This window comes from Microscilla marina ATCC 23134, assembly GCF_000169175.1.
GTDB classification, from domain to species: Bacteria; Bacteroidota; Bacteroidia; order Cytophagales; family Microscillaceae; genus Microscilla; species Microscilla marina.
On the sequence record NZ_AAWS01000025.1, the window covers coordinates 39482 to 55170 of the forward strand.

Annotated in this window: 14 protein-coding genes; 4 read left to right on the plus strand and 10 right to left on the minus strand. The window is 42.5% G+C overall.

The features are described 5' to 3' along the window. The first annotated feature begins 244 nt into the window (after positions 1 to 244). Entirely contained in the window at positions 245 to 1609 is a 1365-nt protein-coding gene (locus M23134_RS38640) for a glycine-rich domain-containing protein (protein ID WP_002699893.1), read from the plus strand. Between the two features lie 537 nt (positions 1610 to 2146). On the opposite strand, the gene M23134_RS21500 is transcribed toward M23134_RS38640, so the two are convergent. The 5 genes from M23134_RS21500 to arsC all read right to left on the minus strand — a co-directional run bounded on the left by M23134_RS21500 (position 2147) and on the right by arsC (position 6160). Beyond that, positions 2147 to 2356, minus strand: a complete 210-nt coding sequence (locus tag M23134_RS21500; protein ID WP_045114065.1) for a hypothetical protein — start codon at positions 2354 to 2356, stop codon at positions 2147 to 2149. A 64-nt stretch (positions 2357 to 2420) separates the two neighbouring features. Continuing rightward, entirely contained in the window at positions 2421 to 3374 is a 954-nt protein-coding gene (locus M23134_RS21505) for an alpha/beta hydrolase (RefSeq protein ID WP_002699897.1), read from the minus strand. Between the two features lie 346 nt (positions 3375 to 3720). Next, entirely contained in the window at positions 3721 to 4641 is a 921-nt protein-coding gene (locus M23134_RS21510) for a helix-turn-helix domain-containing protein (RefSeq protein WP_002699899.1), read from the minus strand. A gap of 21 nt (positions 4642 to 4662) precedes the next feature. Continuing rightward, the gene (gene nadE, locus M23134_RS21515) at positions 4663 to 5652 is read right to left on the minus strand and encodes an NAD(+) synthase (protein ID WP_002699901.1); all 990 of its coding nucleotides are present in this window, start codon (positions 5650 to 5652) and stop codon (positions 4663 to 4665) included. Positions 5653 to 5815: 163 nt separating this feature from the next. Then, a complete protein-coding gene (gene arsC / locus M23134_RS21520) occupies positions 5816 to 6160 on the minus strand; it encodes an arsenate reductase (glutaredoxin) (RefSeq protein ID WP_002699903.1) in 345 nt (114 codons plus the stop codon). Positions 6161 to 6453: 293 nt separating this feature from the next. Here arsC and M23134_RS21525 point away from each other — a divergent pair, with 293 nt between their 5' ends. Then, positions 6454 to 6846, plus strand: coding sequence for a hypothetical protein (locus M23134_RS21525; protein WP_002699907.1), 393 nt, complete (start codon positions 6454 to 6456; stop codon positions 6844 to 6846). Between the two features lie 68 nt (positions 6847 to 6914). On the opposite strand, the gene M23134_RS21530 is transcribed toward M23134_RS21525, so the two are convergent. The 3 genes from M23134_RS21530 to M23134_RS38645 form a co-directional block, all read right to left on the minus strand. Then, complete coding sequence (locus M23134_RS21530) at positions 6915 to 7898, minus strand: SDR family NAD(P)-dependent oxidoreductase (protein WP_198145070.1); 984 nt, start codon at positions 7896 to 7898, stop codon at positions 6915 to 6917. A gap of 207 nt (positions 7899 to 8105) precedes the next feature. Next, complete coding sequence (locus tag M23134_RS21535) at positions 8106 to 10646, minus strand: T9SS type A sorting domain-containing protein (protein ID WP_002699911.1); 2541 nt, start codon at positions 10644 to 10646, stop codon at positions 8106 to 8108. A gap of 38 nt (positions 10647 to 10684) precedes the next feature. Further along, positions 10685 to 11530 (minus strand): hypothetical protein, encoded by an 846-nt coding sequence (locus tag M23134_RS38645; protein ID WP_002699913.1) that lies wholly within the window; start codon positions 11528 to 11530, stop codon positions 10685 to 10687. Between the two features lie 740 nt (positions 11531 to 12270). Between M23134_RS38645 and M23134_RS21550 the strand changes: the two genes are divergently transcribed. After that, the gene (locus M23134_RS21550; RefSeq protein ID WP_002699915.1) at positions 12271 to 14115 is read left to right on the plus strand and encodes a PLP-dependent aminotransferase family protein; all 1845 of its coding nucleotides are present in this window, start codon (positions 12271 to 12273) and stop codon (positions 14113 to 14115) included. 259 nt (positions 14116 to 14374) lie between these two features. After that, positions 14375 to 14587, plus strand: coding sequence for a hypothetical protein (locus M23134_RS21555; RefSeq protein WP_002699916.1), 213 nt, complete (start codon positions 14375 to 14377; stop codon positions 14585 to 14587). 129 nt (positions 14588 to 14716) lie between these two features. On the opposite strand, the gene M23134_RS21560 is transcribed toward M23134_RS21555, so the two are convergent. Further along, positions 14717 to 15202: a hypothetical protein gene (locus M23134_RS21560; RefSeq protein WP_002699917.1), complete on the minus strand. Its 486-nt coding sequence runs from the start codon at positions 15200 to 15202 to the stop codon at positions 14717 to 14719. After that, positions 15186 to 15680 (minus strand): hypothetical protein, encoded by a 495-nt coding sequence (locus tag M23134_RS21565; protein ID WP_002699918.1) that lies wholly within the window; start codon positions 15678 to 15680, stop codon positions 15186 to 15188. Before M23134_RS21565 ends, M23134_RS21560 begins: the two co-directional genes overlap by 17 nt. Positions 15681 to 15689 lie beyond the last annotated feature (9 nt).

Consider the following 15689-nt stretch of genomic DNA (forward strand, 5'->3'; position numbering starts at 1 on the left):
TCAATCGTGATAGGTAATACAAATAATAGATACGTTGAGGAGACATACAGCGTAGCCAAAATAAGCTTTTTCTGAACTGCACAGAACCATCAGTAGGGTATGTTGTAAGTGGGTTAATTTTTATAACATTTGTTTATAATTTTGCGTATGATGTAAAAAAATAGCTCATCGTTTGGATAAAAAGAGCTTATGGAAAATAATCGAATGTTACTCATTCGATGGATCAACTTAAACATGAAAAAAAATGAATGAATTACTTTGGAACAAAATCGTTGCATTCGATTTTGACAACCCACCTGCCGAATACAGTTTTACACTTAGGCTGGCAAAAGAAAATAACTGGACTAAAAACTTTACCACTGAAGCAATCTTAGAGTACAAAAAGTTTATGTACCTGGCAGCTACTTCGCAAGGTATGGTGTCCCCTTCAAAGATCGTAGACATTGTCTGGCATCAACACCTTATTTTCACCCAATCTTACTGCAGTTTTTGTCAAATATTAGGCAAAAACGTCCAACACATTCCTTCTACACACGACAAAAAAGATTTTCAGAAATTTCAAGAAGCCGCCAGTCGTACCAAACACCTTTATACCCAAACTTTTGGCAAACAACCCAAAGCCTTTTGGACCTATGACGATATGTTTGGTAGCTTGAACCTACGCAAGTCAACCGTGAATTTATCGTCTTTTATATTTTTGGGCATACTGGGTATTTTGGCGTTTATTCTACCTTTTAGGGCATTGATGGAGCCTATTTACCTCAGCATTGAAGGGGCTGACTTTATATGGGTCTTTATAGCTGCAGTGTTATTTATCTTTATGATTCTGGAAGCATACAACCAACAAGCACTTAGCAAAATCATAAAAAAAGCGGACAAAGATGCGTTTATTTATCAACTGAAGCCCTCAGAAGTGATTTACCTCAAAACCCAAAACATAGTAAAAGTAATCAATGGTTTTGTAAGCAAATTGATAGGTCTTGGAGCCATTCATATTGGCTTTGATTACAAAATGAAATTGAACCACAAGTCACACGATAACTCACAGGAACAAACGCAAATAGTAAGTGTATTGGAAGGTTTAGGTGAAACACATTATCCTTCTATTTGGCCAGTACTTGCTACCAAGCCAGTATTTGCCAATACTACACAGGCAATGGATGAACTAAAAAAGTATATTACAAATAGTATCGGGTTTAGGGTCGTGTTTTATATCAACTTTGTTCTACTTTCGCTATTGACTCTGTTGGGGGTAGGTAGAATCATTACTGGATTATACACAGAAAAACCAGTTACATTTTTGGTAGTGTTGACTGCTGTCGTTGTTTACTTTAGTGTAATGTATCTTTACCGACTTTGCCGCTTGATTTTCACAAGTACGGTCAGTAATTTGTATAAAAAAATGTTAACCCAACAACCCAGCAAAGAACAGAGGGCATCTTGGAAGTGGGACTACTTTTTAAGGGGAGATGTGGCGTTAGATACTGCTTTTATGTCTATTTCAGGCTATATAGACAAAAACAGCAACGGAGGCACGACCTGTGGTACTTCGTGCGGCAGTTCTTGCGGAGGAGGTTGTGGCGGAGGCTGTGGTGGTTGCGGTGGGTGAGCCCAGACAACACTTATGTATAACAAAAAAAGCGACTGTGGTCGCTTTTTTTGCTTTAGTTACTGACCTTTCGCAGGTTAAAAATTTGTTCTTTTGTATACTTTAGCAGTGTATCAAGATTCGTTTAAACATCCAAGAACTGAGTTTTTGTAAGCCGTTCCTTTTGCTCCAGGTCAAAAGGAACCAAAACCCCGCAGCTGTATTTTGTGGTTGCTAAAATTTGTTTCATTCCGCCGAACCGCAGCCCGTAAGGGCAAGCTCTGCCTTTTCGGCTAAACAGCTCAAACATTCCCTCGTACCTCGGTCAGTGATCTGTTTTTACGGCTTCATTACTCAAACCGATAGCTACAGCTTCGCTGTGCTGAGCTCACCGAAGGTAATTTCTTAACGCCCACAAAATAAGGCTGAGTCCAGCTGACGCACTTATAAAACAACGCTGTATTTTTTCTGAATTAACCAAAAATGTCCATTGCGAAAGGTCAGTTAGTTAATTACAATGCCCAATCACTGTGGCTTAGGCCTGAACAAAACCTTGTTTTATTTCAGTTTTTGAGCAAACCATTGACTAGCTTCAGTCACTGCCATTACCCTTACACTAAATTCTTTGTCTACATCTAAAAGCCACCACCAAGCTTGTCCCCTCCTCTTGGTCTTAAGCGCAGCTGACCAAGAGAGCGGGTAACGATAGCGAAGAACTTGGTCTTGCCAAAAAAAGACCACTACAAGTGAGTTTGTATGGGTTTTCAATCAGACTTGGTATTAGACCTGAATAGCCCAATCACTGTGGCTTAGGCCTGAACAAAACCTTGTTTTATTTCAGTTTTTGAGCAAACCATTGACTAGCTTCAGTCACTGCTTCTTTCATTTCGTCGGCTTGGTCGTAGTAACTAAACTGGTGAAAAGGCGACTCCAGTTCTGTATCCATCCAATGCAGTTTTTTATCAGTAGTAGCAATTTTTGTAAAATAATTTTTAGTGTATTGAGGTAATACTGCCCCATCTGAGTGAATCATCAAGGTGGGTACTTTAAGGTGAGCAGCTGTAGGCATAGGGTCGGTTGTAAGCCAATCTTCCCACGACATGACCGCAAACTTATCGGCACTCCATTGGCTAACGGCTCCTCTTTGAGGGTTGAGGTAATAATCGTAAGCGCCATACATGGCAGCTGTTTCGTCCTCAGTCGAAATCGTGGGTATATACCTGACTGTACCATTGTCGGCATACATTTGTTTGGCAGTTTGGGCAGCTTTTATCTTGGCTTTTACGCCTTCTTCACCCCCATAAAATAGCTTTACTGCTTCGGCATCGTGGAGCCAGGAGGCTACCGTCACTACCGCTCTGATCTTGTCGTTTTCTGCCGCCGCCATCAAGGTGTACATTGCCCCAGCGCAAACTCCTAAAGCCCCTATTTTTGTTGGGTCTACTTCTGGAAGGCTCGCCAGGTAAGCTACTGCGTTTTGTATATCTACCTGCTTTAACGCTGGGCTCTCATAAAAACGGGGGGCTCCTTCGCTTTCGCCAAAATTTCTGAAATCGAATGCCAGGGTAATAAAGCCTTGCGCTGCCAGTTGTTGCGCATAGCTTCCCGCCATTTGTTCTTTGACAGTAGTCCAACTACCCGATACCACAATGGCGGGCAGCGTTTGGTCAGGAGTAAAGTTTGGAGGGTAGTAAAGGTGACCAACCAGTTGGGCGCCTTCGCTCTGAAAGCGCACTTTTTTGATGCTTGTCTGGTGGGTGGTGGGTTTTGAGTGTACAGTTTTCATATTTCCTTTTTTTGAGTTGTTGCCTATAAATAAATATGTGATTACACTGTTTGAAGTGATACTTTGAACAGGATAAAAAACCGTTTTTAGATTTTAATCTTTGTATCGCTTTGCGCAACCATTTAACCATTAAGCGCAGCGGAACAATGAGCGGAGCGACAACCATTGGAATCACTAGTGCATTAGGGATTAAATAAGTCGCCAAATAATATGTGAGTAACTTAGTACCTGATGCACTAGTTTTCGGTTAACCAGGCCGTTCAAAGTATATCATTACTTTGTTTGCCCAAAGTTCTGTAAAACATTATAAGGAAACCTGGTGATTTCAAACGAAGGAGTATGAATTTCAAAGGTGGGTCTTTTGGCGGTATTCCAAAGGAGTTTTGCCAGTGCGTTTCTTGAAAAAAGAACTAAAATTATTAGGACTGTCAAAATACAACGTGTAGGCAATCTCTTTGATGCTCCAGGTAGTTTGGGCAAGGTAAGCCTTTGCCAGCATCAATAGGTGATGGTGTATATGGTTTAACGCAGTAATGCCGGTGAGCTTTTTTACTACGGCGTTCAAATGGTTGGGGTGTATGTGTAGTTGGTTGGAATAGTAGCTGGTAGAATGCAGGTTGGCAGAGGGGGTGGGAGGAGTGTCTTGATAAAAACTAGTTTGAATAAGGGTTTGGTAACGAGACAATAATTGCAGGTTTGTTGTCTTGAGGCCAATGCTGCTCATTTTGTCGTCTACTTGTTGTTCAAACAAGCGCTTTATGAGCGATAGCAACAGATAAACGTGGGCTTCTATAATTTGGAATTTATCGGCAGCTGTACCATTGTATTCGTTCCAAATATTTTGGTAAACAGACAAGATGACAGGCAGTTCGCTGGGGGGCACTTCAAAAGGGATAGATTGCTCTATTTTGAGAAAAGGAAACAGCTTTAGTATTTGTGAAAGAATGTGAGACTGTGCCACAAAATCCTGGCTAAACATCAAATAATAGCCTTGCCAGTTGGGTACTATGTTCCACGAAAGGAGCTGAAAAGGAGTATTGAAAAACACCGTGGTTCCTTCTGGAAAGTCGGCAAAGTGCCCTGTCATTGCTTTGCCATCACCCCCCGCTTTGATGGCAATGGCGTAAAACTCATGCCGAAATACAGACATTTGAGGGGCCACTGTGGTCATGTTTTCCTCAAAGCTTCTAATGTCGAAGTGGGGATGTTTGGGAGCACTTATATTGATTCCTTTACAATAGGCTGAAATGGTCTTGAAGTGTTTCATAGAAGGGTTTCTTTGATGGCATTAGGTGATCATTATGCATTGTTGCCCCTCGTTCAATACCCTTTTGTGGGCAGATACTTTGTAGCGGTTTTGCATGAGCAGGGCAAAATCAAGGCTTGCACCATACTTTGCTTGTATTTGGGTAGGCGTCAGGTTTTTTTCAAATAAGAGGTAAGTAAATATATCTTGCTCTTCAATGCTGGCTCCCAGCTCACCCTCGTGGGTTTGCCCTTCAAAGTAGCCGGTAGTAGGCGGGGTATCTATGATTACCTGTGGTACCTCCAACACTTTAGCCATTTCATAAATGTCAATTTTGTACAATTGGTTAAACAACCCAAAATCGTAAGACAGTGGAGTGCCGTATTTGGTGCCATACCCCTGGCACAACTCGGTTTTGTTGCCCGTGCCCAACACCCTACCCCTGATTGCCCGCTTAAAATCATACAAAATAGCGATTCTGATGCGTGAACCAAAATTACCACTTCTGAAACGCTGTTCGGTGTTTTGTGCCAAGTGCCCGGCATTGAGCCCCAATTCGGCAAGGTGGGTTTGATTCATCACCTCACGGTGGGCTTGTACAATGGGCGAAATATCAACAATGGTGGGCACCTGTTCATTGTTGGTGGGTAGTTCAAGCGCTTGCCTTACCAACTTGGCGTGTGCCAAACTCTGAAAATCGTCGGGACGGGCAGGCATTGATACTGCCAACACGTTGGCTTTGCCTACTGCCCGTACAGCCAAATAAGTCGCCACGGTGCTATCAATGCCTCCCGATAGCCCCAGCATAAGCTTGGGTCTAATCAAATAGGAGTCTTCTTTATTATCAAACCTGGAGTGTCCTGACGTAGGGTCGGCATCGGGAAACTGTGCCTGAAAGTAATGCTTGATTTGAGCAATGACCTTGTTGGTCAGGGCTGTATATCCAAAAGCGTACCTTTGTTTAATTTCTGCAATAAGCATCAGCACTGTTTGCTGATCTTTGAAGTGTCGATATCGGGGTGCGTTTGCCATTATAATAAAGCATCAAAGGGTTTACCCAATATATTAGTTTTGGTAGGCATACGCAATTTTATAGAGTAGAATTAGGTGAAGAAAACCCCCAGGCTTATCAAGTCATTGACTCTGACAGAGGCTTAAGAGGTTTGCCCTTAAGAACGGTTAGTGAATGTTTAGGTTAATTAGCCAATAGCTCTTCTACTTTATCAATGGGTCTGCCAATCACTGCTTTGTCGCCCTTTACTACTATGGGGCGCTCTATAAGCTTGGGGTGTTGTACCATGGCATCAATCCATTCTTCTTCGCTAAGCTCTTTGCCTTTATAGTTTTCTTTGTACACCGCTTCTCCCTTTCTTATCAGGTCTTTGGCAGGCATATTTAGTTTTACAAGTAAATTGGTGATTTCTGCTTTATTGGGAGGTGTTTTGAGGTATTCTATAGTTTCAAAATCTACCCCCTTGCTTTGCAAAAGCTTGAAACTGTCCCGGCTTTTAGCGCAACGGTTATTATGGTATATTTTCATTTAATAAAGTCGTTTTTTGAAAATTGCATTGAGTCACAAAAGTAATCAAATTTTATAAAGTTAAACATGGATTATTAGTGAGTGAAGACGAGTTGGTGGTTATTACAGTCTTAAGTCCTTAGATGCCGAATGCATATTGGAGGCTATGCTGACATGCCGCCTTCCTAGCCTTGGGTTTTTACCTGAAACAAGTACATGGGGCAACAGTCACTTACAATGAGAGGAAATAATGGCGGGTTTATTTTTTTCCGGCTAATTTTTATGTTTTTTTGACCTGACAAAACCCCGTACCTATGAAAAAATCTGATTACCAAACTTTTCAAACTTTTTTTAGTCAAGACGAAGCGCAGGCGTTTATTGATTTTTTTGAAGAAAACAACATCCGCCATATTTTTGAACGAAACTACACCATAGAACCCAACGCAGAGCAAGCGGCCTCTATTCTTATCAAGCCAGGGGAGTCGTTGCAAAACGAATGGGTGTTGAAAATACATGCGGCAGATGTTGTCAAAGCGGACTATTTGCTTCAGCAAGAAGTTGAAAAAGTTACTGAGGTGCCCAAAGAACACTACCTACATCAGTTTGACAACCAGGAACTCAAGGATATTGTACAGAAACCCAACGAGTGGAACCGACAAGATGTACACTTTGCCCAGTTGTTGCTCAAACAGCGTAACAGGAGTTAACACGAAAAAAGCCTTCTCCAACTGAATGGACAAGGCTTTGTGAGCAAAATGATTGGCTGTAAGCGTAACTATACCTCAAAAGTGCCTACTGCTTTTTCGCATCCTTCCCAGTTGGTGCGCAGGTTGGCTTCATCTACCAGCAACTCTTCAGGAGTAAGCGCTTCAGGAAAGCCTTTCCAACCTTGACCAGAAGGGCCAAAAAAATCGCCTGGCTTTGCTTTGGGATCCATGGCTGCCCTTATAATACCAGTGGCACCGTCTTCGGCCGATTGTGCCATATTCATGAGTTCAGCTTTGTTGTCCATACCACCAGCTGTGGCACTGGTTACCTGAAGCTGCGTTTTGGCGAGCCCAGGGTGAGCCAACAAAGGAATGACATGGTTGATATTGGCTTCTTCCAGTTTCTTTTTTAGCCCATAAGTAAAAGTAGCATTGGCCAACTTGGTTTGGTGATAACGCTCCCAGCGGGGACCCTGAAAACTCAAGTTTTGTTCCTCAGTGCCATCACCGCCCAAATCGCCGCCTTTTTTCTCAAAATACTCGGTCACTAGAGGGCCTCCCAAACGTGCCATAGAAGAGTGGTTGACAACACGTGCTTCAGGGCTTTTTTTAAGCAAAGGAAACAACTCTTTGGTAAGCAGAAAGTGCGAAATAACATTGGTTTGCATTTGTACATCGTAGCCATCTTTGGTGGCTTTGTCCTCCAGTGCCATTACGCCCGCGTTGTTTACCAATACATCAATTACTTCATGTTTTGCCTTGATGGTGTCTATGGCGTTTCGTACGCTGTCAAAGTCTTGTAAGTCGCAAGTGACTGCTTCGAATTTTCCGTTGGGAACTTCATTTTGTAGTTGCTTGAGTGCCTGCTCGGCGCGTTCGCTTTGGCGGTTGAGCAACAGTACTTTCGCCCCTTTTTTGGCTACTTCGCGGGCACATACAAAGCCAGTGCCGCTGGTGGTTCCAGTAATGGCGACTACCTTACCAGTCATATCCTGGGCGTGGTTGTTGAGTACTGTCTCTAGGTGTAGAGTTTCTATGGTGTTTGTAATCATCTGTTTTGTTTTTTTAAGTGTAGAGTTGAACAATTCAAAGTTCGTAATTAAGATAATGATATACTTATACAAAATCCAGATTGACTAACACAAATTCCGGTAATTTTTAGCTTTGAAGGTTTTAACCCTCCCTGGCGTAGGTTTTCTAAGCCCAATTTGAACTAGGGAGGGTTTTAAACTTGAACCAAACAACCTCCTGCTCAGCAATTATTTTACTACCAACAAACGTTTTACCTTGCTGTAGTTGTCTACTTGCAGAGTATAAAAATACATTCCCGGTTTGAGCTCACTGGTATCAAAGGTTACCTGGTGTTGCCCTTGGTTGTTTACTTGCGAAGCCACCAATATTTTTACCATACGGGCATTTACATCCGACAAATACATATATACCTTGCCTCCGTTGGTGCCTACCTGGTAGTCAATAGTTACTTGTCCATTGGTAGGGTTGGGGTAGGCATCAAAGAGCTGATTGCCCAGCTCCTTGGCAGGGGTGGCTACTTGTGCTTCAGTAGTTCTGGCGGTGGCGTTGAGGTTATAACAGTCCAGGCTATTATCAAAAGCAGTAATTTGCCCCGGATCGCCACAATCAGGCAATGCATAACCAAAATCGGTGATTTTAGCGTTAAACTCTGCCCCCAGAGGTACCTTAAAGCCCGGCTTGAGAGTTACTTCCACCCCAGCTTCTACCTCATAAGACTTAGAGGCATTTACAGGATTCCTGCCATCATACGTGATGCTCACGTTGGCTTTGTTTAACCGTGCCCAACTCAGGCGACTGTCATACATCTTAAAGCGATCATTGATAGTAGCACTCTGGTTAGCAAAAGGAGGAACGTGGTGGATCCACTGTCGGTACTTGCTCAGGTTAAAATCAGCCGTGATGTCGTTTACATCCAATGCATAATCTTTGATAAACAAGATAGGTGCATCGTTGCCCCCATCACTTCGTTTAAGTACCGCCTTTACCCTTATATATACTTTTCCCCCATGGCTTACATTGAAAGTCATGCCTTTAAAGCAGTCAACATTTACATAGGGAGTTTGCACCTGTACAAAAGGTCTCTTTTGTTTGTCTATAGGTTGCCCAGCGGGTGGTGCAATGTCGTTATTGGGGTTGTCATCATTGTTGGGGTTTGTGTCGGGGTTGTAATAGGCAATACGGTACTGACCTCTTTGCACCCGAAACAAGAAAGGGTTGAACCTGTATTCATTATTACGTTCCACGTGTTTACTCAACATAGAGGCGTGATTGAACTCAGCAATAAAAGCTATCTGGGCTGATACCAAGTCCAGCCCTGCTTTTTTGTTGTATTCGGCCAGCACATCATTCGTTATTTTGTATGATTTTGTGCTTAGGTGTCTAGGTTCATACTCGCCGTAATCATCATAATAATCATAAAACTCTTTCAACCCAATGTAATTAGAGTAGGCTACCATATCGGCTTTTGGCGTATTTTTGAGGTTAAAAATACCCAAAGGACAAGTAAAGTAAGTTTCATTGCCCCCGCTCCCCTGTTGGGTGCCCGGTAGGCGTACAATGATGTTGTCAAGCGGCAAAGAAGTTTCTATAGTACCCGTGAGTGTTTCATTTACTTTGGTAATGGTAGGGGTAAAGGGTGGTTTAGCTGCTGCACCTTCCTTTTTGGGTGCCAAAAAACCAATCACTTGCCCAACAACACCAATGGCTCCCAGAAACTTAGAAGCTCCACCCGCTATTTTTTGCACGCTACCAAACAGCTTGGCAAACTTATTTTCTCTCTCTTTGTTGTCCAATAAATTGATGGCAAGCTGAGTACCATAAGAGAGAAGAGGACCTAACCCTCCACTAGTAGGAAGTGGTGGGTATAGCTTATCTTTGTCAGTAATAAAATCATTTACCTCTTTGGCTAGTTTATCAGCATCTAGGTCGGTCACATTTTTCAAGAACTTTTTGCCCGAAGCAGCAAACTCGATGATGTCTTTTGAGTCTACTTTCTTGGGTTTTTGAATCTCGCTTTTATTCCCTGTGATAGAATACTCTTCGGTAATATTTTCGCCCGAAATTTTTGCCTTTACATTAGACGTTGTCACCCCATGTACGGCAAACTGCAACGACGCCCCGTTGTACTTGTTATTACTAATGTTAGGGTCATACATCATGCGGTACTCTGCCACTACCCAATGGCGGTTAGAGTTGGTTTTGGAGGTAACATAAGAAATAGACTCGTTGTTGATCTCCTGATCGTTTACTGCATCAAGGTATTTGTCCGGAGCTTTTACCAGGTGGTTGGCGTGCCCTAAAACCGCTGGCTTACTGCCACCTGTAGTATGGCTCATCGTAACTACATACTGTTGGTGGTTGTTTGTGTTATTGAACCAAATAAACAGGCGTAACAATGCCCTGTATTTATTATACAGCACAAAGTAGGGGTGGGCAACAATCCCGTTTGCTCCCAGGTTTACCGCCATTACTTCCCAACCATTTGCTTTTTTGTAATCTTCTTGTTGGTTGATCACGTCTAACTTGGGGTCTTTGGCGTTTAAAAAAGGAGAGCCAACCCGTATCACTCCGTTCGATGGTGTGTAGGCAGTCCATACTTTGCAGTAGTCTGGGCTCAGTTCGTCTACCACTTCATACTTGTTGGCAAACTCTTGCATATACTTGATCATTTCGTCTTGGGTCGAGGGGCATTGTCCCCAACCTACTTCTCCAAAAGACAGTATTATTCCAACAATGAATAATAACTGAACCTTAAGCATTTTTTTCATTGCTATATCTTCTTTTTAAGGTTTGATACTAATACCACTTATTTGTTTTTCTTCATTGCTTTTTCCAACTGCTCCAAACGCTGGGCGAGTGCCTCGTATTTTTTCATTTGTTGCTTCAAAGCTTTATTTTCTTTTTGTAATTGAATGGTATACAAGGTCAGTTCTTCTACTTTCTGCAAAAGGGTCATGCTAAACTTGCCCAACTCTAACCCGTTTGTTTCCATCACTAGTGCAGGGGCTACTTCGGGCAAGTGCTTGTGTTGCTTAATAAAAGCTTCTACTTGCTCCAGAGGCATCAAATGGTAGTTATTTTGAAAAACAATGTCTTTGCCAGCGTCAATGTGTACCCTCAGCTCGCGTACGTTGGCTTTGCCAGCTACAGTAAGCATCGCGTCTACGTCAAAGTTAGCAGAGCCCACCGCAAGCTTGCCACTGGTAGATACTTCATTGTCAGACGAGTTTACATGCAACAAAGCATTGTTTCCCAGACTCACGTTGCCGTTTACCGATAGTTTATAGTCGCTTACGGCATCAGTGCCAATGCCCACGTCTCCGTCTCTTGAGATGGTCATCACCTTGCCGTTTACAAAATCACCATGGGTGAAAGTTCTTGGAAAGTTTCCGGTGCTTTTGTGCACAATAAAATTAAATCCTCCATTGTTGGGGATAAGAATAGCCTGAGCGTCGTTGGCACCAATACGGTTGACCGTCCAACGCGATTGGGTGTTGTCCCAAAGTGCGTTATGCGAAAACACTGCGCGTACATAGTTGGTGGTAGGATTGGTAATATTTTCGCCTTGTACTATGGCATTGCCCGACGTTAACTGAGCTTGGGCAAAAAATGAAACTAATACGAATAAACAGGTGAGTTTTAGAACTTTCATGAGTAAAAGTATAAGGTTAATTTGATTTAAAAATGATTATTTGAGTTAGCACTCATTACTATACATTCACAGTAAAACAGGGGTGAAGAGCCTCCGTTAATTGGCTGCAAATAACTTGAAAACTTTCTGGGCAAACTTGGACATATCTGGAAAATACTTGGTGATATAGGGCTTTTGGGGCAGGTGTAGACGTATAGTGAAAATACTTGGCGATATAGTGAAAAAAGAGGGAGGGGTTTGTTTAGCTTCTTCACAGGAAATCGTTTATCAAGAGGAGTGGCAAGCCAAGACAATTCAATCCCAAAAACAACCTCCTCGTATTGGTCTTCAGGCTTCAGCCAGACCAATACCCAACCCAAAAACTCATACACAAGTTGTTTTTCAAAGCTTGGGGTGAGCATTGCTTAGGTCACCCTGCGGTAAGATGGTTTAATTACGAATGGGTCAATTACGAACCGACCAGAGGGAGCTCTTCGAAGCTTCGCAGGGCTTTGAGGCAAGCCTCCTGTGGTTAAACTTTAGCATTGAGAGTAATTTCTGATGAATTTTATGCTCCACTGACCCAACATCTACCAGGTGTTGCCTGATAACCCTTGCTTGAAAATCAAAAAACTTCAACAAGTTTATCGCTTACCTACAAGATATTGCTCCACACTTGGGGCAATTTATTTTCTCCGTTTTACTAACTTTACCGCCCTTATCCTACTCAACAAAAACACTTTTTTTAAAAAAAATGCTGAATGAAAATGACACAACACAATCATACACTCGACTATATTAAAGGGGTAATAGAAAATATGCCTGCCGACTGGTTGAAACTCACCACGCACCGACTGGATATTTATGAGGAAGAACTGGCTAAAACTCAATTTTTAGAACACCTTGAAAACCTGTTCAATGCCAATAACTTTGAATCGAAGGCATTGAACGAGTTGCCCACAGCATACGACTATATCAGATTAGGTCACCCTTTGTCTTGTGTGCTAGAATGGACGATTGCCAAACTACACAATCAGCCACCAGAAAATGTCATTAGCTTTTCATCAAAGATAGCCCCTGTGTTAGCTGTGCTAAGAAAGAACTTGTTAGCGAATAAAAACACCCAAATTATTTATAAAGGCGAATTGCCTGCATATTTCGACGCGGATGTGCTTCGACGGGTTTATGGTTATCAATTTGAGCTGAAGCAAGCCGGAGATGCTACTGGGTTTGATGGCAGCACTGTTTTTATTGCCGCACAAGACAATATTGTTGATTTTGACCTCTCTCAAGGTGTTGACTTTTTTGTGAATACACACGCCCACTTTGGCAGTGTTTTATTGGTAAATGGGGAACAAAATGCGGGTTATATCTCAGAAATTCAACACGTAAGAAGGCGAGAAACCATTGCCATGACACCAGCCAATGTGCTTACTGTTTTAAAAACTTTATTGGCGCCATCTTCTATTGAAAATAAGCAAGACAATACCGAGGCAGACAAAACGCTTGTGTTGGATGCCATCAAAGAAATTACGAATACCAATATACCCGCATTGGTGGGCTCTAGCGGGCTCTCTATGCAATATGCCATTGTAATGGGGCTGGTACACGAGGCGCTTGACACCCATCAGGGGAAAGCCATCAAAATTGTGGTGCCGCCCAACTGCTACGGAGGCACCAACGACCAGGCAAGGCGCGTGGCTGCCTGTAGCGACCATATCGAGGTAGTAGATTTACCCGTAGATGGCGGCAAAGATATGGCGCAGGGCATTGATACTGTGTTGGATAAAATTGCGGATGAAGATGCCGTGCCTTACATCATTGTTGAGATTCCGACCAACCCCAGGGTAGAAGTGCCCAATTTGGTGAAATTGAAGGAGGCATTGAGCAAAGTACGTAAAACCAGGGGAGGGGGAGCAGCCGTTGATCCTGTGTTTATTTTAGACCAAACGTTTTGCCCTAATGTATACTTTTTGGGCGAAAACGACATGCTGTCAACCGTGCGAACCATTGCCTACGTGAGTGGGTCTAAGTTTCCGAGCGGGGGTTTGTGTACGGCGGGATACTGCACCGCCAACAAAAAAGCGGAGCCTTTGATGGAAAAAATAGCCTTGCACCTCAAGATTGCTGACAATGAGGCTACTGCCCTTCAACTGGAAATATTGGCAAAGCAACTACCCTCTATGAATCAACGAATTAAGGGAGCCTATGAGAATGCACGAAAGTTTGTGAATTTTATTGAGGAGACTTTGCCTGAGGCAAAAATCAACTTTGTGTCGGAAGAACTAGCCGCTCAAGGGTTTACACCCTCCGTTTTTTCGCTCGACCTGCCCACTAAAGGCAACTCTGACGAAGAAAAGGAGGCTTATAAAAGAGACTTGAACCTCCAATTGATCAATCGAATGATTGGTGAAATACCCCACGAAAGTAAGTTTTGTGTGAGCTATGGGCAGCTAAAGGGTTGTTATTGGACCATACCTGCCACCTCTACCCAAGGCACCACCAAAGAAGACGACAAAGACTATATTGTCCGCGTAGCACTTTCTGCCAATTTAGATTTGGAACGGCACAAAAAAGTCTTTTCAGATTTTGTAGCAAGTATTTGATTTAAATACTCCGCCATTGCTTGTGTCTCCACAAGCAATTCGTAGGGAGACTTCTTATAATCAACCGTGTCACGTTGCCCTGCGGAAGACTTGACACAACTAGCTCCGCCATTGCTTGTGTCTTTACAAGCAATTCGTGGGTCTATGCTAAAATAGTATAAAGCCATTCTGGATAAGCATAACCAAATGTGTAAAGATTCTTTCTGCCTGTGTAATTTTGACACATAAGATTATATTTTATCAAATAACTCAAAACGTTATGAATTTTAAGAGCAAAAAGATTAAACTAAAAAATCAGGGCTTTACACAGTTATCAAAACAACAACTGATCACAATTACAGGCGGCAATGCTGGCAATACCAAGGACGATAAAGATAAAAATGATTGTGGCAATAACAATCAAAAAAATGGTCCTATTACCAGCCCAATCAATCCAAATGGTACAGAAATATGTATTGATGGAAATGGTTAATCTTAGATGATTTTCACATATTCTAAAAAAGCCCTGTTCTAGCATTAGAACAGGGCTTTTTGCTTTGTAAATTGCCGAGTGTTTCGCTGGCTTAAGCTTTTTCAATTAGTAGAGTTTCAAAACACGGGGCTATATCAAGTGTAAATTGTGCACAATCAAAGCTTGTTTGGCTTCATTGAAAGCTCCCCAAATAGGGTAGGGGTATTGGTCAAGCTCGTTGAGCGTGCAGTATATCACCAAATAAACATCGTCTTTGTGCTTTTTTACCTCAAAGTTGCTCAACCCTCTAGCTTTTGCCAAACGAGTAGCCTTTGCCATACTATCAATGGCAGGGCGCCACAAACAAGGGCGTATTGCCAAATCGCTTTCATAAGGAGGTAATAACGGAGGGGGATTAAATTGTACATCTACCCCTTGCAAGTCTTGAGCGATGGCTTGCTTTAGCTTTCTTATCAGGTCATAGTCACACACTCTATGGCTTGCAAGCTGATGCACGCCTGCATAAGCCCAAACAAGCCGCTCCAGTAATTTGTCCAAATAGCTCATAAAACCCTCAAAACTGGTAAAATGATTAGCAGCAAGTGCTTGTGTGGCTGTTTTATTGGCTGTCTTCATCTTGCATCAAGTGTAAAAAACGAATCATAAAAACACCTTCATCCGAAAAACTACCCCAAAGCTTGCCCACAGATGCTTGGTAGGCGCTTACCTCGCTTTGTGTCCAATCGGTCAACAATACATATTCATCGTTGAGTTTTACTGCCCTAAAGTCGCGTATGCCTTTGGCTTCAGCTATTTGCATGGCTTGAGCTATGCTACTTACCTTGGGAGGGGTAGCAAGCGAGGGCGTATTGCCATAATAAGGCGCTTGAGCATAAGGCAAAGCCACATTTTGTAAATCTGCTTTGAGGGCTTGCTTTAGTTGGTAAATAAAATCATAGTCACCCACCAAATGATAATTTTCTTGGGCGCTGCCCGAATAAGCCGAAGTAATACGAGCCAATAGGTGATCAAATAGCTCCAGTAGTTCGTCCATACTGCCAAAGGTTTCAGCAAACTGTTGTACAGCGCTTGGGTTGTTCTTTATCGTTGTCATAAGTTGTCA